The sequence below is a fragment of the Streptomyces antimicrobicus genome (assembly GCF_020532625.1).
Taxonomy (GTDB): Bacteria; Actinomycetota; Actinomycetes; order Streptomycetales; family Streptomycetaceae; genus Streptomyces; species Streptomyces antimicrobicus.
This window is the reverse complement of the sequence record NZ_JAJAUY010000008.1, coordinates 19,035-42,854: the sequence shown is the minus strand read 5'-3', so window position 1 is coordinate 42,854 and position 23,820 is coordinate 19,035. Positions and strand designations below refer to the sequence as shown.

Sequence of the window (23,820 nt, the reverse complement as noted above, 5' to 3'; positions counted from 1 at the left end):
GCCGGGGCGGATCCCGGGCCGGGGCGGATCCCGGGCCGGGGCGGATCCCGGGCCGGGGCGGACCCGGGCGGGTCGGGGGCCGGGGGCTCCGGGTGGGGGTGTCCGGGACTGCATGATTTATGGCGGGGTGGCGTGTCCCGCTGTGCAGCTGTGATTTCGCCACAAATCACGCTTTACGTCCCGGACACCCCCACCCTGCGCCCCCGGCCCGGGCTGAGTCGGACGGGGGGCCGAGCCGGTCCGCGGCCCCGGCTGCTCACCAGCCTTCCAGGGGTGGGGCCACCCCCGCCGGTGGGGTGTGCCAGGGCTGGGTCAGGGCGGCCCAGACCGCGAAGGCCGCCGCGGCCGCCAGCAGGAGCAGCCAGGCCAGGCGGCGTACCGTTCGGCGGCGGCGGAGCAGTCGGCTGCCGTGGGCGGCCGCGCCGACGGCGAGGTCGGCCGGCACCGCCGGGTGCGGGCGGCTCTCCAGCAGCCGGCGGATCTCCTCCTCCCGCCGGTCCGCCGACGCCGTCACGCCGCCGCCCGGTGTGCGCGCAGCGCCGTGGCGGCGCGGTGGTGCAGGGCCCGGACGCGGTCCGGGGGGACGCCGAGCAGGGCCGCCACCTGTTCCTCGGCCACCCCTTCGTACACCCGGAGCACCAGGACCAGCCGCTCCTGCGGGGACAGCGCCGCCAGCACGCCGCCGCGGCCGCGGTGGTGGCGCCAGGCGGTCCGGGCGAAGGCCGTGCACAGCTCGGCGCGGGTGACCGCGTACGGGTCGTCGCCGCGCAGCCGGCGCCAGTCCGCGTACGTCCGCGCCAGCGCCGCCGACAGCAGCCGGCGCGCCGCCACCGCGTCGGCCGGCGGTTCCGCCGTCAACAAGGCCGCCAGCTGCAGCAGCCGCCCCGCCGCGCCCGCGACGAACGCCTCGAACTCGGCGTAGAAGTCCCCGTGATCCCCGTAGCCCCGCTCCACAGCCTCATGGTGCGGCCTGCGGGACCACCCCGGTCAAGAGGTCGGACCGACCTCGGCGACCGCCGCCATCAGCTCCGACAGCGACAGGTTGAAGCGGGTCAGCAGCGCCGTGAAGGACGCGCGCTCCTCCTCGGTCCAGTCCTCGGTCACCCGTGCCATCAGCTCGCGGCGCGAGCACCGCACCTCCTCCAGCCGGGCGAGCCCCCGCGGCGACAGCGCCAGCACCACGGCCCGGCCGTCCTCGGGGTGCGAGGTCCGCTTGACCAGACCCGTGTCGACCAGCGGCGCGACCTGCCGCGTCACCGTCGAGGAGTCGATGCCCATGCCCGCCGCGAGCGCCTTGACGCCCATCGGGCCTTCCAGGTCGAGCCGGTTGAGCAGCAGGTAGGCGGCGCGGTCCATCGAATTGCGCGCCTGACCGACCCCGCCCAGGCGGGTCTGCTCGGCCCGGCGCGCGAACACCGCCACCTCGTGCTGGAGCGCGTCGAGCAGGAGGTCGGAATTGGCCGGGTTGGAGGGCATGGCCGTGGGCTCTCTTCGCGTGGGTCCGACAGGGTTGGGGGACAGCGTACGCGGCTGGACTGCGGCCCGTACGCGTCGTTCGAGAACTGGTACGACCCGGATCCGCGGCGCCCGGGGCCCCCGGAGAGGCGATTCCGCATGGCGAGAACTCGCCCCTGCCCGGCTGCGAGACTTGCTGCATGAACTACCGCGCGCCGCAGCCCGTCCCCCAGGTGATCCTCGACGACGTGCTGGGGGCCCAGAAGATGCTCTCCGGCGTGGCCCGGGTGACGCCGATGGAGGGCAGCCGCCACCTGACCTCCCTGGTGGGCGCGCCCGTCCACCTCAAGTGCGAGAACCTCCAGCGCACCGGTTCCTTCAAGCTGCGCGGCGCCTACGTGCGCATCGCGGGCCTGCGCCCGGAGGAGCGGGCGGCGGGCGTGGTCGCGGCCAGCGCCGGCAACCACGCGCAGGGCGTGGCCCTGGCCTCCTCGCTGCTCGGGGTGCACGCGACGGTCTTCATGCCGGCCGGGGCGCCGCTGCCGAAGGTGGCGGCGACCCGCGAGTACGGCGCCGAGGTGCGGCTGCACGGCCAGGTCGTGGACGAGACGCTCGCCGCCGCCCAGGAGTACGCCGAGCGCACCGGGGCCGTCTTCATCCACCCCTTCGACCACCCCGACATCATCGCCGGGCAGGGCACGGTGGGCCTGGAGATCCTGGAGCAGTGCCCGGAGGTGAGCACGATCCTCGTCGGCATCGGCGGCGGGGGCCTGGCCGCGGGGATCGCGGTCGCGGTCAAGGCGCTGCGGCCCGACGTACGGATCGTGGGCGTGCAGGCGGCGGGCGCGGCGGCGTACCCGCCCTCGCTGGCGGCCGGCCACCCGGTCTCGGTGGAGGCGCCGGTCACCATGGCCGACGGCATCAAGGTGGGGCGGCCCGGCGACGTGCCGTTCCGGATCGTCGCCGAGCTGCTCGACGACGTCCGCACGGTCTCCGAGGACGCCCTGTCCAGCGCGCTGCTGCTGTGCCTGGAGCGGGCCAAGCTGGTGGTCGAGCCGGCCGGGTGCAGTCCCGTCGCGGCCCTGCTGGGGGAGCCGCAGCGGTACGGGGCCGGGCCGGTGGTCGCCGTGCTGTCGGGCGGGAACGTCGACCCGCTGCTGCTCCAGCGCATCCTGCGGCACGGCATGGCGGCGGCCGGCCGCTACCTGTCGCTGCGGCTGCGGGTGGCCGACCGGCCGGGGGCGCTGGCCGGGCTGCTGGGGGTGCTGTCCGTGGTGGATGCGAACGTGTTGGACGTGAGCCACGTGCGGACCGACCCGCGCCTGGGGCTCACGGAGGTGGAGGTGGAGCTGCACCTGGAGACCCAGGGGCAGGAGCACTGCGCGGAGGTCGCGCGGGCGCTGCACGGCGCCGGGTACAAGATCATCGACTGAGGGCGCGCGTCACCGCCGCTCCGGCTCCCCGTGCCGTCGCACGTTCCGGTTCCCTCGTGCCGTCGCACCCGCCGGTCCCCCCGCCCGTACGGATCACCCGTTCGGCCGGGCGCAGGCGCCCCCGCGACCCTAGTATTCGCCTAGGAAACACCGGTAACACACTGGGAGAATCCATATGCCAGGCGCCATCTACGCCGAGGGTCTGGTGAAGACCTTCGGCGATGTACGGGCACTGGACGGCGTGGACCTCGACGTTCCCGAGGGAACCGTCCTCGGGCTGCTCGGCCCGAACGGGGCGGGCAAGACCACGACCGTGCGCGTCCTGACCACCCTGCTCCAGCCCGACAGCGGCAAGGCCGTCGTCGCCGGGATCGACGTCCTCAAGCACCCCAACGACGTGCGCCGCTCGATCGGACTGTCCGGGCAGTTCGCGGCCGTCGACGAATACCTGACCGGCCGCGAGAACCTCCAGATGGTCGGCCAGCTGTACCAGATGAGCGCCAAGGCGGCCAAGGCCCGCGCCGGCGAACTGCTGGAGCGGTTCAACCTCGCCGACGCCGCCGACCGCACCGCCAAGACGTACTCCGGCGGCATGCGGCGCCGGCTCGACCTCGCGGCCGCGCTGGTCGTGCGGCCGCCGGTGATGTTCATGGACGAGCCCACCACCGGCCTCGACCCCCGGCACCGGCAGGCGCTGTGGGACGTCATCGAGGACCTCGTGGCCGGGGGCACCACCTTGCTGCTGACCACCCAGTACCTGGAGGAGGCCGACCGGCTGGCCCACGACATCTGCGTGGTCGACCACGGCAAGGTCATCGCCCGCGGCACCTCCGACGAGCTCAAGGCGCAGACCGGCGGGGAGCGCGTCGAGGTCGTCGTCCACGAGCGGGACCACATCGCCACCGCCCGCTCGGTCCTCGCCGGCTTCGGCATGGGCGCGACGACGGTCGAGGAGCACACCCGCAGGATCACCGTCCCGGTCACCGGCGGCGCCAAGCTGCTCGCCGAGGTCATCCGGGAGCTGGACGCGCGGGGCATCGAGATCGACGACATCGGTCTGCGCCGGCCCACCCTGGACGACGTGTTCATCTCCCTGACCGGCCACGCGGCCGCGCTGACGCAGGAGGAGGACGCATGACGACGATCTCCACGACCACCGGGCCGGCCGCCCCGCGCCCGCGCGGCGGTGTCGTGCAGTCGGTGCGGGACTCACTGGTCGTCGCCAAGCGGAACCTGATCCGGATGCTCCGGATCCCCGAAGTGGTGATCTTCGGGCTGATCCAGCCGGTCATGTTCGTGGTGCTCTTCAGCTACGTCTTCGGCGGCTCCATCAGCGTCGGCGGCGACACCTCGCCGGCCGCCTACCGCGAGTTCCTGATGGCCGGCATCTTCGCCCAGACCGTCACCTTCGCCACCGCCGGCGCCGGCGCGGGCATCGCGGACGACATGCACAAGGGCCTGATCGACCGCTTCCGCTCGCTGCCGATGGCGCGCGGGGCGGTCCTGACCGGGCGCACCCTGGCCGACCTGGTCCAGACGACGCTGACCGTGGTCGTGCTGGCGGTCGTCGCGCTGATCGTGGGCTGGCGCACCCACACCAGCCTCGGCGAGGTGCTGGCGGGCTTCGCCCTGCTGCTCCTGCTCGGGTACGCGTTCTCGTGGATCGGCGCGCTCATCGGGCTGTCGGTGCGGACCCCGGAGGCGGCCACCTCCGGCGGGCTGATCTGGCTGTTCCCGCTGACGTTCATCTCGAACGCGTTCGTGCCGTCCGACAACATGCCGACCTTCCTGCGGCACATCGCCGAGTGGAACCCGTTCAGCGCGACCGTCCAGGCCGCGCGCGAGCTGTTCGGCAACCTCCCGCCGGGCTACCCGGTGCCGGACGCCTGGCCGATGCAGCACCCGGTGGCCGCGTCGGTGATGTGGTCGGTCGTGATCGTCCTGGTCTTCCGGACTCTGGCCGTCCGCAAGTACCGCTCGGCGACCGTCTGAGCGCACGAAGCCCCGCCGGTGAATCACCGGCGGGGCTTCGGCGTGTCGGGGTCGGGTCGGCGCCCCGGAGGTCAGCCGGTGAAGGGCTTGACGTCGAGGATGCGGACCGAGGCCTTCTTGCCGTTCGGCAGCTCGTACTCGGCGTCCTCGCCGATCCTCTTGCCCATGACGCCGGTGCCCAGCGGGGACTGCGGGGAGTACGTCTCGATGGCGTCGGAGGCGTACTCGCGCGAGGCCAGCAGGAACTGCATGGTGTCGTCCGGGTCGCCGTCGAAGGCGATGGTGACGACGGTGCCGGGCGCGACGACGCCGTCGGCGGTGGGCGCGGTGCCGACCTTGGCGCTCTCCAGGAGCTGCGTCAGCTGACGCACGCGGAGCTCCTGCTTGCCCTGCTCCTCCTTGGCGGCGTGGTAACCGCCGTTCTCCCGCAGGTCACCCTCCTCACGGGCAGCAGCGATCTTCGCGGCGATCTCCGTGCGTGCGGGACCAGACAGGTACTCCAGCTCGGCCTTGAGCTGGTCGTACGCCTCCTGGGTCAGCCAGGTGACGCTGTCGCTCGTCTGGGTCACAGGTGCTCCTCGTCGGTACAGGGGACTACATGGCCGCCATCGCGGCGAAACCACGAGCCTAACAATTCGGGAAGAAAAGGGGGAGGACACCGCGTGTATGAAGTGTGTCATTGACGGCCGACACGGGCCGGGACCCGCCCGGGGTCAGCGGGCGGCGCCGGCGGCCTGGCAGCCGACCAGCTCGACGCTCGTGGCCCGCGCCTTGGTCTTCAGGACCACGATCTCGTCGATCCGCCGGGACTTCTGGTCGAAGGTGAAATCGGCACGGCCGACCTCGTCGTGGCCGCGGTCCTGGGAGCTCAGGGTGCACACCCCGGTGACCCCGGCGTCCTTGCGGATCTCCAGGTGGACCTTCACCTCGCTGTCGGAGGCCACCTCGAACTTGATCACCTCGGCGCTGACGGTCTGCCCGCCGACGTAGTCCCAGCCGATCCAGCCGACCAGGCCGAGCAGGGCGACGCCCAGCACCGATCCGACGATCTTGAGCTTGCGGTCGGCACGCTCGTCGGCCGAGCGGCCGTAACGGCCCTCCGGCAGGCCCTGCTGCACCGCGCTCATGATCGTTCCTTTCTCGAGGGGCGGGAATTTTCCGTCCCCCGATTCGGTCACTATAGAAGCCGCCGATCGCGCCGAATCACAGAGGATCCTGTCTTGACCGAGCAGCTTCGACTGATGGCCGTGCACGCCCACCCGGACGACGAGTCCAGCAAGGGTGCAGCCACGATGGCCAAGTACGTCTCCGAGGGCATCCCGGTGCTGGTCGTCACCTGCACGGGAGGTGAGCGTGGCTCGATCCTGAACCCCAAGCTCCAGGGTGACAAGTACATCGAGGAGAACATCCACGAGGTGCGCGCCAAGGAGATGGAGGAGGCCCGCCAGATCCTGGGCGTCCAGCAGGAGTGGCTCGGCTACGTGGACTCCGGCCTGCCCGAGGGCGACCCGCTGCCCCCGCTGCCCGAGGGCTGTTTCGCCCTGGAGGACGTGGACGAGGCCGCCGGCCGGCTGGTGAAGAAGATCCGCGCGTTCCGCCCGCAGGTGATCACCACCTACGACGAGAACGGCGGTTACCCCCACCCCGACCACATCATGACCCACAAGATCTCCATGGTCGCCTTCGACGGTGCGGCCGACACCGAGAAGTACCCCGAGGACGAGTTCGGCCCGGCCTTCCAGCCGCAGAAGCTCTACTACAACCAGGGCTTCAACAAGCCGCGCACCATCGCCCTGCACGAGGCGCTGCTGGCCCGCGGCATGGAGTCGCCGTACGGGGAGTGGCTGGAGCGGTGGAAGGAGTTCGAGCGCAAGGAGCGGACCTTGACCACGCACATCCCGTGCGCGGACTTCTTCGAGATCCGTGACAAGGCGCTGATCGCCCACGCCACGCAGATCGACCCGGACGGCGGCTGGTTCCGCGTCCCGATGGAGATCCAGAAGGAGGTCTGGCCGACGGAGGAGTACGAGCTGGCCAAGTCGCACGTCGACACCTCCCTCCCCGAGTCCGACCTCTTCGCGGGCATCCGGGAGAATGCGTAGCTATGAGCGCTACGCAGGAAGCAATCACGCAGCTCCTCCCGCTGGCCGGGGACACCTTCGACAAGAACAAGGTGACCCCCGGTCTGCTCGGCTTCGTCGTCTTCGCGGCGCTCGCCGTCGGCGTGTGGATGCTGATGAAGTCGATGAGCCGCCACATGGGCCGGGTCGACTTCGAGGAAGCCCCGGAGGCCACCTCCCGACCCGAGCGCCGGCGCGCCGAGCCCGACCAGGCCTAGGCCGTCCCGCCCGCCCGGCGGGAACGCCGCTGACGGCCGGGGGCCCCGCCCCCGGCCGCCGCGCGGCGGGCCGAGGCAAGGGCCCCGGGGCGCGGCCCCGCCGCGCAGCATGCCGAGGGCAGGGCCCCGGGACGCGGCGCCGCGGGCTCAGGCGGCATGGAGGGAATCGATCCAGGCGATCAGGCGAGCGCCCTCACGGTCCATGACCCCCGGGTCTCGCAGTGCGTTGGCCAGCAAGGACATGCCCTGGTAGGCGCCCACCAGGGTCAGAGCCAGGCCCTCGGGGTCCGGCTGGCCGAGCTCGCGGAACTGGTCCGCCACCCAGCGCAGCAGGATCCGGACGACCCTGCCCGCTTCCACGTCCAAGCCGCCCTCGTCGCGTTTTCCCAGCTCCGCGGCGAGCGTGCCGGTCGGGCACCCGTAGCGGGCGGCCAGGTCCCGCTGCCCCACCCAGCCCTCGATCAGCCCCTTGAGGCGCTCACGGGGACCGGGGAGCCGGTCCAGCTGGCTGACGAGCAGGTTCAGGTGCCGCTCGTGCTCGGACAGCGCGGCGGCGACGAGTTCGTCCTTGGTCTTGAAGTAGTAGTACACGTTGCCCACCGGTACCTCGGCCGCGCGCGCGATGTCGGCGATGGTGGTGCGTTCGGCGCCCTGCCGGTGGACGACGTCGGCCGCGGCCTCCATGAGCCGCCGCCGCTTCGCGCCGGCGCCCCGGGTGCGGGCGGTTTCTTTCGAGTCAGTCACCTGACTGACTATACGACCCCGACGCGTGCTAGTCTCCGTGCCAAGCAACTAAGTCAGTCAACTAACTAACTGACCAGCCAGCTGACTGACTGACTCGCACACTTCGATGGGGAGGAGCCCCGCATGATCGTCGTCACGGGTGCCACCGGAAATGTCGGCCGCACGCTCGTCCGCCTGCTGGCCGAACAGGGACACGAGGTGACCGCCGTTTCGCGCCGCATCACCCGGTCCGACGTCCCGACCGGCGTACGTGCCGTCGCCGCCGACCTGGCCGCCCAGCCGGCCGCCGGCCTGCCCGCCGCCGCGGACGCGGTCTTCCTGCTCGTCGGGGGAGACCTCATGATGACCGGCGACCCCTCCGCCGTCGTCGCTCCGTTCGCGCACTACGGCAAGATCGTCCTGCTGTCCTCCCAGGGAGTGGTCACCCGCCCGGACTCCCTGTCCCACGGAAAGGCCTTCGCCGCCTACGAGCGGGCCGTCATGGACTCCGGCACCGACTGGACCCTCCTGCGCCCGGGCGGTTTCGCCTCCAACGCCTACGCCTGGGCGCCGTCGGTCAAGGCGAGCCGGACCGTCGCCGCGCCCTTCGGCGACGTCGGCCTCCCGGTCGTCGACCCCGACGACATCGCCGCCGTGGCCGCCGCCGCCCTGACGGAGCCCGGCCACTCCGAGGCCTGCTACGAACTCACCGGCCCCGCCCCGACCACCCCGCGCCAGCGCGCCGCCGCCCTCGCCGACGCCATGGGCGAGCAGGTCACCTTCCTCCACCAGACGCGGGAGGAGGCCCGCGCGCAGCTGCTCACCTTCATGCCCGCCCCGGTCGCCGACACCACCCTCGACATCATCGGCACCCCCACCCCGCGCGAGCAGGCCGTCAGCCCCGACGTCGAAAACATCCTCGGCCGCCCCGCGACCCCCTTCACCACCTGGGCCGAGCGCAACGCGGCCGCCTTCAGGTGACCGACGGCGCGGACGCCGCAGGCGAGCGAGGCGGGCTCGTGGTGCTGGTCGGTTGCTTCGAGTGCCACTGTGCCAGTGAGCTCGTCAACCGAGTAGTTTGCGGCTCTCGCGTCCGTCTGAGACGGGGGCCGACACGCTCACGAGGTGGTGGCCGCCCGGAGGTGGCCATGCTGGGCCCAAGGGACCGCAAGTCGACGGATGTGGTAGGGCATTGGGCGCAATCCGCATCAAGGGGTCGGAGCTGTTGCTGGCTGCAGGTGATGACGGCCGCACCCTTCCGGCAGTCCAAGGGCTGGTCCGGGCCGCGGCCCAGGGAAGTTGATCGGCCTGCTGCCCTTCCTGACGTGCAGGCTGCAGCCGCGCGCAGCACCTCTGCCGCCCAGCGGTTGCTGAGCGGAGGGTCACGGTCTCGCCGGATCGCGGGGCGGACGTCGAGCAGCTCCGCAGCGGGAAGAGCCAAACTCGTGTGTCGAGCTCCCGCCATCTGAGAGTATTACCGCAGCTACGCCCTGTGCCGCTGGGGCGGTGTGCGCCGGACATGGTGTGAGCGAACGGAGCCCAGGTGTCGTTGGAGAGGTTCTCGCTGGAGAACTACCGCTGCTTCAGAGAGAAGCAGGAGGTGGAGCTCGGCAGGATTACCATCGTGCTGGGTCGGAACAATTCCGGCAAGAGCGCCGTCGTGCGAGCGCTCCCGCTTCTGTCCATCGGTATCCGCGGCGACTCCCCGTACCCTCTGGACCTGGACCTGGTCCAGGGCTTCACTCCTTCGTTCGCCGATCTGATCCACGGCTCCTCGCCCCATGGGCACCTTCGCCTGGGGGCATCGATCGGCATCCGGGGCGGCAAGTCTGTCAACGTCACTGCCGAGGTTCAAAATATCGCCAACCAGGGAATGCAGCTGGTCTCCTCGTTGCAGATCTCCTGCGGGACGGAGGTCGCGAACCTCTCCTGGGTCCCAGGCGTCGACGCCTACTCTCCCGAGAAGCGCACGTATCTCGTCGACCGTCATGAGAGCAAGGTCGGATTTCGCGGGCTGCTGCCCGATTCGACCGACTGGCCGGACTCCATCGCCGGTGTCAGCGGAGTCACCGGGCTCATTCGGGAAGGCCTTGACGAGATCCGCTATTTGGGCCCGTTCCGGAAGAGCCCGGAGCGCTTCTTCCGGTCGCCGGCCAGAACCCTGGGCAGCGTCGGCTATCGGGGTGAGAGGGCCCTCGGCATGCTCGCCGCGGATGAGATGTACGGGCGCGGTCTGATCGGCCGCGAAGCGAACACCCTGCTGGAAAGCGTCCTGCCCGGGTGGCGGCTCGAGGTCACCGACGTCGGCTCCGGGATGTGCATCCCCAAGCTGCGTTCCCTGCGGGATCCCGATCTCGTCGTCCACATCGACGAAGTTGGCACAGGTGTAGTCCAGTTCCTGCCGATAGTGATCCAGCGGGCCGCGGACCGAGTGGAACCGCCTGCTGGACCTGTGATCGAGATTGTGGAGGAGCCCGAACTCCATCTTCACCCTTCGGCGCACGCCGCGATCGCGGATCTCTATGTCGATGCCGTGCAGGAGTCGAAGGTGCGCTTTCTGGTGGAGACGCACAGCGAGAACTTCCTTCTCAGGCTGCGCCGACGGGTTGCGGAGCGGAAGTTGGCGCCGGAAGACATGAAGATCTATTTCGTCGAGCAGTCCGAGGGTGCTTCCACCCTGCGAAAGATCGAAGTGGATGCCCTCGGCAACGTCGACTACTGGCCGCAGGGAGTCTTCGCGGAGGACTTCGAGGAGGTGCGCGCCCTTGCTGACGCGCAGGCGAATCGGATCGTTGATGCGCGTTGAGATTCCCATTGACCTGTTGACAGATCGTCAGGGTGACGAGAACGCAGATCTCATATTGAGGCTGATCGGGTTCTTCAGGGAGGCACGGCACGAGTGGGTCATCTCCCCGGGTGATGTGGACGCCGTCCATGCGTTTCTGGAGCGTCACCTCCCGGTCCTGGCGCAGATCTACCTGCTGCTCGCACAGAAGGCGAGCATGGCGCAGGCCTGGGCGCCGCACGGGGGAACCGTGGGCGTGGTCAGGGTGACCGGCGAGACCCTGGTGACGGACGTCCGCGACCTGGAGCGGCCGGCCGTGCTGGTCGTGGAGAACGCGACCTACGACTGGCAGATGATCGAGGCCCTCGCGCGGCTGCTCGGCTGTGAGGACGTCATCGACGCCAAGGAGGGCGGCCGCCTCAGTGTGTACAACGGGGGCGGCAAGGACGGCGCGACCTGGCATGCGGTCGACCAGGCCGCGCAGTTCTCCAGGACGAAGCGTGTGGTCCTCGTCATCGACAGCGACAGCTTCCACCCCACGGACCGGACCGGCAGTCACGAGAAGGCCGAAGCGGCAGCCCGCGACGGCGTGAGTTCGCACGTTCTCAGATTCCGGGAGATGGAAAATTATATTCCCAACCGAGTCCTGGCGCGCCAGTCGAGGAAGCCCGTCGCAATGTCCTCCATGGCCAAGCGTCTGGAGTCCCTCAAAACCTTCTCGCCTGTGCAGCGCGCCCACTTCGACATGAAGCACGGTTTCAAGGGGAAGCCACAGAAGGGTTCCGAGCAGAAGGGGCGGCACGCCGGAAAGGCGGGCACGACCTACGTCATCCCCTTCCGCCACGGCGATCTGTACGACGAAGTGGCGGAGCATGATCTCATCACCCTCCAGGAGGGATTCGGAACGGACTTGCCGGGTCTGTTCCTGCAAGAGGTGATGCGTGGCGGCATATCGGAGCGGGACCTGGACGGCCTGGGCCCCGGAGCGAAACAGGAATTGCGATCGATGTTCGAAACGATTCGGGGTGTGATCTGAGCATGGGAGATGTCGAGGTGGTAAAGGATATCTCGGTAGTGCCGGAGGTTCACTTCCTGGAGCAGGTGCTGGAACGGATCGCGCAGGGTGAGCTGCGCGTGCCGAAGTTTCAACGCCCGTTCCTCTGGCGCCCCGAGCAGATGCTGCAGCTTTTCGACAGCATGGAGCGCGGTTATCCCATGGGAAGCCTGCTCATCTGGGAAACCCCAATGCCGCTCGAAAGCCTCGACACCATCGGTGGGCGCCGCATTCCGCCGGCACCGGAGGGAGCGAAGGTCGCCTATGTGCTGGACGGTCATCAGCGGCTCTCGACGCTCTTCGGCGTCCTCCACCGCTCGGCCGACGCCCCGCGGTCCACGCGGCAGGAAGACTGGATGTGGTGGGTTTACCGGCCGCTCGTCCGGTCGGAGCACGACGGCGTGCGCTACCGCCATTGGAAGAGCGGCGAGACGGTGCCCGGCAGCTTCCTGCCCATGAGGTCCGTGCTGGGGACCCTGGACTTCCTTGAATACGCACGGACGCTGTCCGATGTCTCCGACTCCCGTGAGGAGGCCGACCGCCTTACCAAGGAGAGCGAGCGGATCGCGAAGCGGGTGAAGAACTACAAGGTCTCCGTGGTGCGGATGGAAGGTGGCACTCTTCAGCAGGCCATCGAGGTCTTCTCCAGGATCAACAGCAGCGGCCAGAAGATGCGACCCGACCAGATGGTCTCCGCCCTTACCTACGGCACCATCGGCTCAGAGACGCTCAGTGACAAGATGGAGGAAATCAAGGGTCGGATCGCTGCTTCGGGCTTCGGTGAAATCCCGATCATGACGATCTTCCAGACTATCCTCGCGCTGTCTGGCGAAGAGGACGTGCAGCGGGACACCTCCTGGGAGACGATGGCTCGTAAGGTCCAGGGCCAGCTCATGACCGCAGTGAAGGACACCGACCGGATCCTCCAGCAGGTGGTCGAATTCCTGCGAGAGGAGGTCCGGGTGCCGCTGGCCCGCCTGGTTCCCTACAACATCCAGATCATGCTGCTCGCCGTCTTCTTCCACTTCTCCGACAAGGTCGAAGCGGAGCAGCGGGTCAAGCTCCGGCACTGGTTCTGGACCACGTCCCTGGCTGGAACCTTCGCCGGGTCCACCACCACCCAGGTCCGGAACTTCATCACGGAGATGAAGGCCTTCGCCCGGGGCAAGGGCGGGCTCAGCTACTCGGGTGAGCAAGCCCGTTCCTTCCCCGAGCGCTTCGACCTGCGCAGCGCACGCGTCCGCGCCTACCTGCTGTGGGATCTGCAGACGTTCCCGGAGCGGAAGAACATCGATGGCCTCACCGTCAACGTTCTGGAGCAGCTGGCGACGGCCCACAGCGAGACCTATCGGCACATCATCACTCAGAGCGGCGTCCCAGGGGCATCCAGCCCAGCCAACCGGATCGTCATGACGACCCCGCCAGGTGTGTCGATCCGGCAGGCGCTTATCAGACTCGCGGAGGAGGGGAGGACCGACATCCTGGATTCACACGGAGTCAGTCTCGCGTCGATCGAGCACCTCAAGGCCGACGCCTTCACCGACTTCATCCTTGCGCGCCAGCATGAGTTGGCCGCGTCGGAGCGGCAGTTCATTGAGAGCTTGGGCATCAAGTCGGCGGACAAGGAGGTCGGGGTGGCCGACATCGACACCGAGTGAGGGGCAGCACGTCCAGGCTTGTACAGCCACGAAGGCGCACTTGACTTTGCTGCCCTAAATTCGATCACCAGCGGGTACGACGCGATCCCGTGGGTTCACGGCGCGGCCTCGTGGTGTGCACCCATACCGTCCCGTGGGGGACGGAGATGCTCCCATGCCGGGCAATGGCGGGGTGGGTGCACACCGGCCAAGCAGGCGGAGCGTTGTTCTGCAGGTAGGGCGGAGGTGGTGTGAGAGTCTGGTCACATGAACCGGTTGGCTGGTGTGACCTCGCCGTATCTGCTTCAGCATGCCGACAATCCGGTCGACTGGTGGCCGTGGGGACCCGAGGCGTTCGAGGAGGCGAAACGGCGCAACGTGCCCGTGCTGCTGAGCGTGGGCTACTCCGCGTGCCACTGGTGCCACGTCATGGCGCACGAGTCGTTCGAGGACGAGCTGACCGGCGCGTACATGAACGAGCACTTCGTCAACATCAAGGTCGACCGCGAGGAGCGGCCGGACGTCGACGCCGTGTACATGGAGGCCGTGCAGGCCGCCACCGGGCAGGGCGGGTGGCCGATGACCGTCTTCCTCACGCCCGACGCCGAGCCCTTCTACTTCGGCACCTACTTCCCGCCGGAGCCCCGCCACGGCATGCCCTCCTTCATGCAGGTCCTCGAAGGCGTGCGGGCCGCCTGGGAGGGCCGGCCCGAGGAGGTCTCCGAGGTCGCGAAGCGGATCGTCCGGGACCTGGCCGGGCGCCGCCTCGACTACGGCAAGGCGCGCGTGCCCGACGAGCAGGACATGGCCGGGGCGCTGCTCCAGCTCACCCGGGAGTACGACGCGCGGCACGGCGGCTTCGGCGGGGCGCCCAAGTTCCCGCCGTCGATGGTGATCGAGTTCCTGTTGCGCCACCACGCCCGCACCGGGGCCGAAGGCGCGTTGCAGATGGCCGCCGACACCTGCGAGGCGATGGCCCGCGGCGGGATCTACGACCAGCTCGGCGGTGGCTTCGCCCGCTACTCGGTGGACCGCGAGTGGGTCGTCCCGCACTTCGAGAAGATGCTCTACGACAACGCCCTGCTGTGCCGCGCCTACGCGCACCTGTGGCGGGCGACCACCCGCGACGGCGCCGCGGAGGGGGCCGGTGACGGCGCCGGGGGCGGCCTCGCCGACCTGGCCCGGCGCGTGGCCCTGGAGACCGCCGACTTCATGGTGCGCGAGCTGCGCACCGCCGAGGGCGGCTTCGCCTCGGCCCTCGACGCCGACAGCGAGGACCCGGCCACCGGCCGGCACGTCGAGGGCGCCTACTACGCCTGGACCCCGGCCCAGCTGCGCGAGGTGCTCGGCGAGGCGGACGGGCAGCTGGCCGCGGCGTACTTCGGCGTGACCGAGGAGGGCACCTTCGAGCACGGGACGTCCGTGCTCCGGCTGCCGCAGGACGGCCCGGTCGCCGACGCCGAGCGGATCGCCTCGATCCGGTCCCGGCTGTTCGCGGCGCGCGCCGAGCGGCCCGCGCCCGGCCGCGACGACAAGGTGGTGGCCGCCTGGAACGGCCTGGCCATCGCCGCGCTCGCCGAGTGCGGTGCCTACTTCGACCGCCCCGACCTGGTCGAGCGGGCGACCGAGGCCGCCGACCTGCTGGTCCGGGTGCACTTCGACGCCGCCGCGGGCCGCGCCCGGCTCGCCCGCACCAGCAAGGACGGCGCGGCCGGCGCCAACGCCGGCGTCCTGGAGGACTACGCCGACGTGGCCGAGGGCTTCCTGGCCCTGGCGGCGGTGACCGGTGAGGGCGTCTGGCTGGAGTTCGCCGGCTTCCTCACCGACCTGGTCCTGGACCGCTTCACCGGCGAGGACGGCACCCTCTACGACACCGCGCACGACGCCGAGCAGCTGATCCGCCGCCCCCAGGACCCGACCGACAACGCCGCGCCCTCCGGCTGGACGGCGGCGGCCGGCGCGCTCCTGTCGTACGCGGCGCACACCGGCTCGCAGGCGCACCGCACGGCGGCCGAGCGGGCGCTCGGGGTGGTGCACGCCCTCGGCCCGCGCGCCCCGCGCTTCATCGGGCACGGGCTCGCGGTCGCCGAGGCGCTGATCGACGGTCCGCGCGAGGTGGCGGTCGTCGGGCACCCGGAGGACCCGGCGCGGGCCGCGCTGCACCGGACGGCGTTGCTGGGGACGGCTCCCGGGGCCGTGGTGGCGGTCGGAGCGGCGCCTTCCGCGGGTGCCTCCGGGGGTTCCGGCGCGGTCGAGTTCCCCCTGCTGGCCGAGCGCACACTCGTGCGCGACCGTCCGACGGCGTATGTGTGCCGCCACTTCGTCTGCTCGCGGCCTACGACGGATCCGGTCGAACTGGCAGGGCAGTTGGGTACGTTTCGTCCCTGAAGGGCCCGGAGTACCGTCAATTCCGGTTCCTCCGCGGATCGTCAAGAAACGTGGATTTCACCTGACGGGCGACTACGTCCGGTCTTTCCCGCCTAATCTCGTCTCGCTGGGAGTACCCGCGACGAGACGCCGCGCACCGGGGGGTGCGGGGCGAGGGGGAAGCGGAGGCGGAGCCGACGGGCCGGGGGGCCCGTGCGCCGCCTCCGGGGGGTTTCGGACGTAGCCGTGCGCCCAGGGGCGCCGCGGCATGCCTGTGGGGGGCGCTTTGTTCACCTCTGTACTGCTTGCTGTCGTTTCGCTGGCCTTGTTCTGGACAGCGGCGTTCACCCTGTGGTGGCAGATGCACGCCTGGCGGACGCCCGAGACGCTCGCCGCCACCCGCTTCGGCCGCCCCGACGGCGGTGGCCGGCTCGCCTTCTCGCTGCTCCTGCCCGCCCGCCACGAGCAGGCGGTCCTGGAGCACACCATCGACCGGCTCCTGGAATCGAGCCACCGCGACTACGAGATCATCGTCATCGTCGGTCACGACGACCCGGAGACGGCGGCCGTCGCCGAACGCGCCGCCGCCCGGGCACCGCACCGCGTGCGCGTCGTCGTGGACCACCACGAGACGAAGAACAAGCCCAAGGCACTGGGCACCGCCCTGCCGCACTGCCGCGGCGACATCGTCGGCGTCTTCGACGCCGAGGACCAGGTCCATCCCGATCTGCTCTCCCACGTCGACCACGCCTTCCGCGCCACCGGCGCCGACGTGGTGCAGGGCGGGGTCCAGCTGATCAATTTCCACTCCAGCTGGTACAGCCTGCGCAACTGCCTGGAGTACTTCTTCTGGTTCCGCTCCCGGCTGCACCTGCACGCCGAGAAGGGCTTCATCCCGCTCGGCGGCAACACCGTCTTCGTGCGCACCGAGGTGCTGCGCGAGGCCGGCGGCTGGGACCCGAACTGCCTGGCCGAGGACTGCGACCTCGGGGTGCGGCTGTCGTCGGCCGGCAAGAAGGTGGTCGTCGCCTACGACTCCGACATGGTGACCCGCGAGGAGACCCCGGACTCGCTGATGAGCCTGCTCAAGCAGCGCACCCGCTGGAACCAGGGCTTCCTTCAGGTGTACCGCAAGAAGGACTGGCAGCAGCTGCCCGGCCGCGGCCAGCGCTGGCTGGCCCGCTACACGCTGATGACGCCGTTCCTGCAGGCGGCGTCCGGCGTGATCATCCCGTGCAACTTCGCCGTCGCGCTCTTCCTCGACGTACCCGTCGGGGTCGCGATCATCACCTTCCTTCCCATGATCACGGCGATGGTGACGTTCGTGTTCGAGATCGTCGGCCTGCACGACTTCGGCCGCCAGTACGGCCTGCGCGTGCGCTTCGTGCACTACCTCAAGCTCATCGCCGGCGGCCCGCTCTACCAGGTCATGCTCGCCGGCGCGGCCGTCCGCGCGGTCTGGCGCGAGCAGCGCGGCCGCAACGAGTGGGAGCTGACCAGCCACGTCGGCGCGCACCTCGCCGAGGCCCCGGCCCCGGCGCTCGCCACCGCCTCCGCCACCGCCCCGGCCACCGCCACCGCCCCGGCCCCGGCGCTCGCCACCGCCCCGGCCCCGCAGACCCGAGAGGACGTCCACCGGTGACCGCCACCCTGCCCACGGCCACTGATCCCCGGTCCACCGATCCCCGGTCCACCGCCGTCCCCGGCACCGCCACCCTGCCCGTCCGCCCCGCGCCCGGCCGCTCCGGCGGCGGGGCGCCCGCCGCCAGGCCCCGCCCGCACGTCCGCTTCCGCTCCTCCCGCCCCGACCTGGCCCTGTGCGGCGTCCTGCTGCTCGTGATCGTGCTCGTCCAGGGCTGGAACATCACCCACTTCCCCACCCTCTCCGACGACGAGGGCACCTACCTCGCCCAGGCGTGGGCCGTCCAGCAGGGCGAGGGCCTGGCGCACTACACGTACTGGTACGACCATCCGCCGCTCGGCTGGATCCAGATCGCGGCGCTCACGTGGCTGCCCGCCCTGTTCGTGCCGGAGTCGATGACCGTCGCGCCCATGCGGTTCTCGATGCTCGCCGTCTCGGCCGTCTCCGCCGTCCTGCTGTACGTGCTCGCGCGCCGGCTGTGGCTGCCGCGCTGGGCCGCCGGGCTCGCCATGGCGCTGTTCGGGCTCTCCCCGCTCTCGGTCGTGCTCCAGCGGGAGATCTTCCTCGACAACCTCGCGGTCCTGTGGATCCTGCTCGCCTTCTGCCTGGCCGCCTCGCCCAGCCGCCACCTGTGGCACCACTTCGCCGCGGGACTGGCCGCCGCCACCGCCGTCCTCACCAAGGAGACGATGCTGGTGGTGCTGCCGGCGCTGATGGTGACGATGTGGCGGCACAGCCACCGCGACACCCGGAAGTTCGCGGTCACCGGAGCCGTCACCGCCTGCGCGCTGATCGGCTTCTCGTACCCGCTGTACGCCCTGCTCAACGGCGAGTTGCTCCCCGGCCCCGGCCACGTCTCGCTGATCGGCGGGATCACGTACCAGATGGGCCGCGAGGGCTCCGGCTTCCTGCTCGACCCCGGCTCCGGCGCGCACGGCGTCCTGCAGTCCTGGCTGTACTACGACACTGTCCTGCCGCTCGGCGGCCTCGCCGGGGCGCTGCTGCTCCTGGTCACCCTGCGCTGGTCGGTCACCGCCCGCGCGCTCGCAGGCCCCGCCCTGGCCGCCGCCGTCCTCGCCGCCGTCGCCCTGCGCCCGTCCGGCTACCTGCCGGCGATGTACGTCATCCAGGCCCTGCCCTTCCTGGCGCTGGTGCTGGCCGGGGGAGCGGCCAGCGTGGCGCACGCCGTGCTGCACCGCCGGCGCCGCCCCGGCGAGGGCCGGGCCCTGCGCTCGGCCCGGTACGTGCTGGCGGGCGTCCTCGCCGTGGCCGCGGCGGCGTTCGTCGTACCGCGCTGGTACGAGGGCAACCGCACCGCGCTCACCGCCGACGCCAACGCCCCGTACCGGCAGGCCGCGGCCTGGCTCGGCAGCGAGGTCGCCGACCCGGCGCACACCCGCGTGCTGCTCGACGACGCGCTGTGGCTGGACGCCGTCCACCACGGCTACGCCCCGGGACCGGGCGCCATCTGGTTCTACAAGGCCGACCTCGACCCGGCCGTCACCGCCACCCTGCCGCGCGGCTGGCGCGACATCGACTACGTCGTCTCCTCGCCGACCGTGCGCCGCGACGCCGTGAACCTGCCCAACGTCAAGGCGGCGCTGGAGCATTCGGTTCCGGTCGCGGTGTTCGGCACCGGCGAGGACCGGATCGAGATCCGCCGGACCACCCCCGACAGCGGGAGCCGACCATGACCGAAGACCTCCGCGCACCGGCCCTCGGCGCCCCGGCCCTCCGCGCCCCGGCTCTCGGCGCCCCGGCCCTCGACGCGCCCGCCCGCGCCCCCCGGGGCCTCGGCGCCCCGGAGCCGGCCGGCGCCGAACCCTGCGTGACGGGCAGCGTCACGCTGATCATCCCGACGTTCAACGAGTCCGCGAACGTCACCGAACTGCTGCACCGGCTCACCGAGGCGCTCCCCGCCCACCTGCCCTACGCGGTCCTCTTCGTGGACGACTCCACGGACGACACCCCGGGGCTGATCGAGAAGGCGGCCCCCGACTGCCCCTTCCCGGTGGCCGTCCTGCACCGCGAGCGCCCCGACGGCGGCCTCGGCGGGGCCGTCGTCGAAGGGCTGAAGCGGGCCGGCACCGACTGGGTCGTGGTCATGGACGCCGACCTCCAGCACCCGCCGCACCTGGTGCCCGAGCTCGTCGGCGAGGGCGAGCGCACCGGCGCCGCCCTCGTCGTCGCCTCCCGCTACACCGGCGGCGGCAGCCGCGCGGGCCTGGCCGGCGGCTACCGGGTGGCGGTCTCGCGCGGCGCGACCTGGCTGGCCAAGGGCCTCTTCCCGCGCGCCCTGCGGGGTGTCAGCGACCCGATGAGCGGCTTCTTCGCCATGCGCCGCTCGGCGGTCGCACCGGAGGCGCTGCGGCCGCTCGGCTACAAGATCCTCCTCGAACTCGCCGTCCGCTGCCGCCCGGAGAAGGTCGCCGAGGTGCCGTTCGTCTTCCAGGAGCGGTTCGCCGGGGAGTCGAAGTCCACCGCCCGCGAGGGCCTGCGCTTCCTGTCGCACCTGGCCGCCCTGCGCTCGGCGACCCCGCTGGCCCGGATGGCCGGCTTCGGCCTGATCGGACTGTCCGGCTTCGTGCCCAACCTGGCCGCCCTGTGGCTGCTCACCCGCGCCGGGATGCACTACCTGCCCGCCGAGATCGTCGCCAACCAGGCCGGTGTGCTGTGGAACTTCGCCCTGATCGAGGCGCTGCTGTTCCGCGACCGGCGCCGGCACCGCCACTGGGCCGACCGGCTCGGCCGGTTCACCCTGCTCGCCAACGCCGACCTGCTGCTGCGGATCCCGCTGATCGCGCTGTTCGTGGCCCGGCTGGGCCTGGCCGTGCTGCCGGCGACCGCGCTGGCCCTGGTCACCACGTTCGTGCTGCGCTTCCTGGCCACCGAGGCGCTGGTCTACCTGCCGCGCCCGGGCCGTCGCGGCGCGCCCCGGCACGCCGGCGGCGGCCGACGCCGCCGCCCCTGACCCTTCTTCGACCTGAGCCGAGCCGCACAGAGAGGAAGAGCCATCACCATGCGACGCACGCTACGGCGGCGGACCCGGCGCCTGCGGGCCGCCCTGCTCGCCGTCGGGGCGATGACCGCGGGCCTGCTGCTCACCGCACCGCAGCAGGCCTCGGCCGGACCGCCCAACCTGCTGACCAACCCCGGATTCGAGACCGCCGGCCCGGCCGGCTCCGACATGCCCTCCTGCTGGTCGAAGTCCGGCTGGGGCGACAACGACTTCACCTTCGCCACCGTCGCCGACGCGCACACGGGCACCAAGGCGATGCGGGTGCAGCTCACCCGCCGTGTGAGCGGCGACCGCAAGGCCCTGGTCACCGAGACCACCGCGTGCGCCCCGGGTGTGACGCCCGGCAAGCAGTACGACCTGTCGGCCTGGTACCGGTCGAACACCCCGGACGTCTCGGTGACGGTGTTCCGGCGCGAGGCGGCCACCGGGACCTGGCAGTACTGGACCGATCTGCAGAATCCGCCGGTCAGCGCCGGCTGGGCGCGCACGGAGGTCCGTACGCCCGTGGTGCCGCCGGGCACCGACAAGATCGCCTGGGGCCTGTCGGTGTACGGGGTCGGCACGCTGACCACCGACGACTACGCGATGGAGGAGGTCGGCGCCACCGGCCCGGCGCCCACCTGCACCGGCACCCCGGAGGAGTGCGCCAAGGGCAGGTGGGAGGTGATCCCCGCCAAGAACCCGACCCGCTCCATGCACGCGGTGGTGCTGAGGAACGGCAAGGTGCTGCTGATCGCCGGCTCCGGCAACGACATCGCGCAGTTCGACGCGGGCACCTTCACCTCGGCCGTCTACGACCCGGCCAACGGCTCGTTCCGGACGGTCCCCACCCCGGTCGACATGTTCTGCTCGGGCCATGTGCAGCTGGCGGACGGCCGGGTGCTCGTGATGAGCGGCAACAAGGGCTACCCGTCGGCCGACGGCAGGATCGGCTACCAGGGCCTGAAGGACTCGTACGTCTTCGACCCGGCGACCGAGACGTACACCAGGACCAACGACATGAACGGCGGCCACTGGTACCCGTCGGCGACCGTCCTCGGCAACGGTGACGTGATCTCCTTCGGCGGCCTGAAGGAGGACTCCACCGGCAACGTCACGGCGGAGAAGTTCTCGGCGGCGCAGGGCAAGTGGCTGCCGATGAACGAGGTCAACCAGACCTGGTCGTACTGGGGCCTGTACCCGTCGATGATCCTCATGCAGGACGGCCGGCTCTTCTACTCCGGCAGCCACACCTTCGGCAACGGCACCCCGGGCTCGGGCGCGTCGATCTACGACTACGACGCCAACACGATCACGGACGTGCCGGGGCTGCGCAAGAAGGACGAGCGGGACGAGTCGGCGAGCGTGCTGCTGCCCCCGGCGCAGGACCAGCGGGTGCTGACCATCGGCGGCGGCAACAACGAGACCAACCCGGCGGCCAACCGGATCACCGACATCATCGACCTCAAGAAGCCCGACCCCGGCTACGTCGCCGGCCCCGACCTGCCGCAGGGCCTGGTCGACACCGGGACCGGCAAGCGCCCGCAGACCGGCGCCGAGGGCAAGATGTACGTCTCGGCGGTGCTGCTGCCCGACGGCAAGGTCTTCGAGACGGGCGGCGGCCTGCACGACCGCGCCGACCCGGTGTTCGAGGCCTCGCTGTTCGACCCGGTGACCAACACCTACCAGCCGGGAATGGCCACCGACCCGATCCCGCGCACGTACCACTCCTCGGCGTTCCTGATGCCGGACGGCCGGGTGATGTCGGTGGGCGACAACCCCGGCAACGGCACGTACAACCACAACGTGTCGATCTGGACGCCGCCGTACCTGTTCAAGGGCCCGCGCCCGCAGATCACTTCGGTCATCGACACCCAGTGGGTCTACGGCGACACCCAGCGGATCACCGTCAACCGGCCGGTGGCCAAGGCGGAGCTGATCCGGCCGGCGGCCGTGACGCACTCCTCGGACCCCAACCAGCGGTTCGTGGACCTGCCGCTGACGGTGGTGAACGACACCACCGTCGACCTCAACGTGACCAGCAACCCCAACCTGGCCCCGCCCGGCTGGTACATGCTCTTCGCGGTGGACGCGGCCGGCGTCCCCTCGATCGCCACCTGGGTGCACCTGGGCGCTCCGACGGCGGCCACGGCCGCGGCCGGCACCGCCGACCGGGCCCCGGCCCCGCACGTCCACGACTTCGCGGACCGGCTCCGGGCGGCGCCGAAGAAGAACCCGGCGCCGCGGGACTCCGTACCCGTGGCGCCGAGCGTGGCCGGCTGCGACCGGCACTACGGCTCGGTCAACCTGTGCGTGCCGACCCGGTTCCCGGCCGAGGTCGAGAACACCACCCGGGCCCGCTGCGACTGGCTGGCCGCCCACCAGTACCCGCGGCGGATGAAGGTCAACGGCAGCGACCCGCTGAAGCTGGACCCGGACGGCGACGGCCACGCCTGCTGACGGGGCGACGCGTGCCGGCCCGGCGGCGCCCGCCGGTCCGGCTACGCGTGCTGGTACACGGCCAGCGCGATGCCCGCGAAGTGGGCCACGAAGGCGACCAGGGTCAGCGAGTGGAAGACCTCGTGGAAGCCGAAGAAGCGCGGGGAGGGGTTCGGGCGCTTGATCCCGTAGATCACCCCTCCCGCGCTGTACAGCAGCCCGCCGACGATCACCAGCACCAGGACCGCGATGCCGCCGGTGCGCAGGAAGTCGGGCAGGAAGAACACCGCCGCCCAGCCCATCGCTATGTAGCAGGGCGTGTAGAGCCAGCGCGGGGCGCCGACCCAGAAGACCCGGAACGCGATCCCGGCGGCGGCCGCGATCCACACGGCCCACAGCAGGGTGCGGCCGGTGGACGCGGGCAGCAGCAGCACCGTCAGCGGGGTGTAGGTGCCCGCGATGATGAGGAAGATGTTGGCGTGGTCGAGGCGCCGCAGGACGGCCTCGCCGCGCGGCCCCCAGGTGCCGCGGTGGTACAGGGCGCTCACGCCGAAGAGCAGGCAGGCGGTCAGGACGTACACCGCGCACGCCACCCGGGCCCGTACGGAATCGGTGAACGTCATCAGCGTCAGGCCCGCGACGATCACCGCGGGGAACATGCCGGCGTGCAGCCATCCTCGCAGGAGCGGCTTGCCGGGCGCCTGGACGGAGGCGTCGGAAGTCATGGGCGCCATGCTACCTACGGGCCCGTAGGTTTCCGCGGGGCCACGACGGGCATATTTACCTGTTGTTCGCTTTGCCGAACATTGACGGACGTGGCGATGCTCACGTGAGAGGCCCCCTGGACATATGCGCAGCCAGACCGGATGATCAGATGAGTGCGGTCGGCACCGGATGAGCGGATCAGCGAAGCATCCGGGTCGCAGCCCCCACGGGGCAAACACCAAACAACCCCTC

General features: G+C 71.0%; 21 protein-coding genes. 14 read left to right on the top strand and 7 right to left on the bottom strand.

The features are described 5' to 3' along the window. Positions 1-256: 256 nt before the first annotated feature. Genes LG632_RS03600 through LG632_RS03590 form a run of 3 tightly spaced genes read right to left on the bottom strand, consistent with a single transcriptional unit; the run spans position 257 to position 1,476 of the window. Positions 257-514 carry a hypothetical protein gene (locus tag LG632_RS03600; protein WP_226725081.1) on the bottom strand — a complete coding sequence of 86 codons (258 nt, stop codon included), beginning with the start codon at positions 512-514 and terminating at the stop codon, positions 257-259. Continuing rightward, the gene (locus tag LG632_RS03595; protein ID WP_226725080.1) at positions 511-954 is read right to left on the bottom strand and encodes a sigma factor-like helix-turn-helix DNA-binding protein; all 444 of its coding nucleotides are present in this window, start codon (positions 952-954) and stop codon (positions 511-513) included. The genes LG632_RS03600 and LG632_RS03595 overlap by 4 nt, the downstream gene beginning before the upstream one ends. Before the next feature lie 33 nt (positions 955-987). Next, the gene (locus tag LG632_RS03590) at positions 988-1,476 is read right to left on the bottom strand and encodes a MarR family winged helix-turn-helix transcriptional regulator (protein WP_226725078.1); all 489 of its coding nucleotides are present in this window, start codon (positions 1,474-1,476) and stop codon (positions 988-990) included. Between the two features lie 179 nt (positions 1,477-1,655). Between LG632_RS03590 and ilvA the strand changes: the two genes are divergently transcribed. The 3 genes from ilvA (at position 1,656) to LG632_RS03575 (ending at position 4,880) form a co-directional block, all read left to right on the top strand. Further along, complete coding sequence (gene ilvA, locus LG632_RS03585; protein ID WP_226725076.1) at positions 1,656-2,888, top strand: threonine ammonia-lyase; 1,233 nt, start codon at positions 1,656-1,658, stop codon at positions 2,886-2,888. 175 nt (positions 2,889-3,063) lie between these two features. Beyond that, positions 3,064-4,026 (top strand): ATP-binding cassette domain-containing protein, encoded by a 963-nt coding sequence (locus LG632_RS03580; protein WP_226725074.1) that lies wholly within the window; start codon positions 3,064-3,066, stop codon positions 4,024-4,026. Then, positions 4,023-4,880, top strand: a complete 858-nt coding sequence (locus LG632_RS03575) for an ABC transporter permease (RefSeq protein WP_226725072.1) — start codon at positions 4,023-4,025, stop codon at positions 4,878-4,880. The genes LG632_RS03580 and LG632_RS03575 overlap by 4 nt, the downstream gene beginning before the upstream one ends. 71 nt (positions 4,881-4,951) lie before the next feature. On the opposite strand, the gene greA is transcribed toward LG632_RS03575, so the two are convergent. Next, a complete protein-coding gene (gene greA / locus LG632_RS03570) occupies positions 4,952-5,449 on the bottom strand; it encodes a transcription elongation factor GreA (protein WP_226725070.1) in 498 nt (165 codons plus the stop codon). A 144-nt stretch (positions 5,450-5,593) separates the two neighbouring features. After that, positions 5,594-6,007, bottom strand: a complete 414-nt coding sequence (locus tag LG632_RS03565) for a DUF4307 domain-containing protein (protein ID WP_226725068.1) — start codon at positions 6,005-6,007, stop codon at positions 5,594-5,596. A 93-nt stretch (positions 6,008-6,100) separates the two neighbouring features. Here LG632_RS03565 and mca point away from each other — a divergent pair, with 93 nt between their 5' ends. Continuing rightward, entirely contained in the window at positions 6,101-6,982 is an 882-nt protein-coding gene (gene mca / locus LG632_RS03560; RefSeq protein ID WP_226725066.1) for a mycothiol conjugate amidase Mca, read from the top strand. Between the two features lie 2 nt (positions 6,983-6,984). After that, positions 6,985-7,218 (top strand): hypothetical protein, encoded by a 234-nt coding sequence (locus LG632_RS03555; RefSeq protein WP_226725064.1) that lies wholly within the window; start codon positions 6,985-6,987, stop codon positions 7,216-7,218. Between the two features lie 147 nt (positions 7,219-7,365). Here the strand turns inward: LG632_RS03555 and LG632_RS03550 are convergent, their stop codons facing one another. Continuing rightward, complete coding sequence (locus tag LG632_RS03550; RefSeq protein ID WP_226725062.1) at positions 7,366-7,962, bottom strand: TetR/AcrR family transcriptional regulator; 597 nt, start codon at positions 7,960-7,962, stop codon at positions 7,366-7,368. A gap of 123 nt (positions 7,963-8,085) precedes the next feature. On the opposite strand from LG632_RS03550, the gene LG632_RS03545 reads away from it, so the two are divergent. The 9 genes from LG632_RS03545 (at position 8,086) to LG632_RS03505 (ending at position 22,884) form a co-directional block, all read left to right on the top strand. Continuing rightward, positions 8,086-8,922, top strand: coding sequence for an NAD(P)H-binding protein (locus LG632_RS03545; RefSeq protein ID WP_226725060.1), 837 nt, complete (start codon positions 8,086-8,088; stop codon positions 8,920-8,922). 562 nt (positions 8,923-9,484) lie between these two features. After that, entirely contained in the window at positions 9,485-10,747 is a 1,263-nt protein-coding gene (locus tag LG632_RS03540; RefSeq protein ID WP_226725059.1) for an AAA family ATPase, read from the top strand. Then, positions 10,737-11,762: a hypothetical protein gene (locus LG632_RS03535; protein WP_226725058.1), complete on the top strand. Its 1,026-nt coding sequence runs from the start codon at positions 10,737-10,739 to the stop codon at positions 11,760-11,762. The genes LG632_RS03540 and LG632_RS03535 overlap by 11 nt, the downstream gene beginning before the upstream one ends. 2 nt (positions 11,763-11,764) lie before the next feature. Continuing rightward, entirely contained in the window at positions 11,765-13,438 is a 1,674-nt protein-coding gene (locus tag LG632_RS03530) for a DUF262 domain-containing protein (protein ID WP_226725056.1), read from the top strand. Positions 13,439-13,684: 246 nt separating this feature from the next. Next, a complete protein-coding gene (locus tag LG632_RS03525; RefSeq protein ID WP_226725054.1) occupies positions 13,685-15,805 on the top strand; it encodes a thioredoxin domain-containing protein in 2,121 nt (706 codons plus the stop codon). Positions 15,806-16,070: 265 nt separating this feature from the next. Further along, positions 16,071-17,426 (top strand): glycosyltransferase, encoded by a 1,356-nt coding sequence (locus LG632_RS03520; RefSeq protein ID WP_226725052.1) that lies wholly within the window; start codon positions 16,071-16,073, stop codon positions 17,424-17,426. Then, positions 17,423-19,120, top strand: a complete 1,698-nt coding sequence (locus LG632_RS03515) for an ArnT family glycosyltransferase (RefSeq protein ID WP_374203391.1) — start codon at positions 17,423-17,425, stop codon at positions 19,118-19,120. The genes LG632_RS03520 and LG632_RS03515 overlap by 4 nt, the downstream gene beginning before the upstream one ends. Then, on the top strand, positions 19,117-20,397 hold the full coding sequence (locus LG632_RS03510) for a glycosyltransferase (protein WP_226725050.1): 1,281 nt from the start codon (positions 19,117-19,119) through the stop codon (positions 20,395-20,397). Before LG632_RS03515 ends, LG632_RS03510 begins: the two co-directional genes overlap by 4 nt. 111 nt (positions 20,398-20,508) lie before the next feature. Further along, positions 20,509-22,884, top strand: a complete 2,376-nt coding sequence (locus tag LG632_RS03505; RefSeq protein WP_226725161.1) for a galactose oxidase family protein — start codon at positions 20,509-20,511, stop codon at positions 22,882-22,884. Positions 22,885-22,925: 41 nt separating this feature from the next. On the opposite strand, the gene trhA is transcribed toward LG632_RS03505, so the two are convergent. Then, positions 22,926-23,597: a PAQR family membrane homeostasis protein TrhA gene (trhA, locus tag LG632_RS03500; protein ID WP_374203390.1), complete on the bottom strand. Its 672-nt coding sequence runs from the start codon at positions 23,595-23,597 to the stop codon at positions 22,926-22,928. Positions 23,598-23,820 lie beyond the last annotated feature (223 nt).

What these genes read in the sequence shown, in the direction of transcription:
- LG632_RS03590 (WP_226725078.1), bottom strand. Translation starts at nt 1,476, where the DNA reads ATGCCCTCCAACCCGGCCAATTCCGACCTCCTGCTCGACGCGCTCCAG.
- ilvA (WP_226725076.1), top strand. Translation starts at nt 1,656, where the DNA reads ATGAACTACCGCGCGCCGCAGCCCGTCCCCCAGGTGATCCTCGACGAC.
- LG632_RS03580 (WP_226725074.1), top strand. Translation starts at nt 3,064, where the DNA reads ATGCCAGGCGCCATCTACGCCGAGGGTCTGGTGAAGACCTTCGGCGAT.
- LG632_RS03575 (WP_226725072.1), top strand. Translation starts at nt 4,023, where the DNA reads ATGACGACGATCTCCACGACCACCGGGCCGGCCGCCCCGCGCCCGCGC.
- LG632_RS03565 (WP_226725068.1), bottom strand. Translation starts at nt 6,007, where the DNA reads ATGAGCGCGGTGCAGCAGGGCCTGCCGGAGGGCCGTTACGGCCGCTCG.
- LG632_RS03555 (WP_226725064.1), top strand. Translation starts at nt 6,985, where the DNA reads ATGAGCGCTACGCAGGAAGCAATCACGCAGCTCCTCCCGCTGGCCGGG.
- LG632_RS03545 (WP_226725060.1), top strand. Translation starts at nt 8,086, where the DNA reads ATGATCGTCGTCACGGGTGCCACCGGAAATGTCGGCCGCACGCTCGTC.
- LG632_RS03535 (WP_226725058.1), top strand. Translation starts at nt 10,737, where the DNA reads ATGCGCGTTGAGATTCCCATTGACCTGTTGACAGATCGTCAGGGTGAC.
- LG632_RS03530 (WP_226725056.1), top strand. Translation starts at nt 11,765, where the DNA reads ATGGGAGATGTCGAGGTGGTAAAGGATATCTCGGTAGTGCCGGAGGTT.
- LG632_RS03525 (WP_226725054.1), top strand. Translation starts at nt 13,685, where the DNA reads ATGAACCGGTTGGCTGGTGTGACCTCGCCGTATCTGCTTCAGCATGCC.
- LG632_RS03510 (WP_226725050.1), top strand. Translation starts at nt 19,117, where the DNA reads ATGACCGAAGACCTCCGCGCACCGGCCCTCGGCGCCCCGGCCCTCCGC.
- LG632_RS03505 (WP_226725161.1), top strand. Translation starts at nt 20,509, where the DNA reads ATGACCGCGGGCCTGCTGCTCACCGCACCGCAGCAGGCCTCGGCCGGA.
- trhA (WP_374203390.1), bottom strand. Translation starts at nt 23,597, where the DNA reads ATGGCGCCCATGACTTCCGACGCCTCCGTCCAGGCGCCCGGCAAGCCG.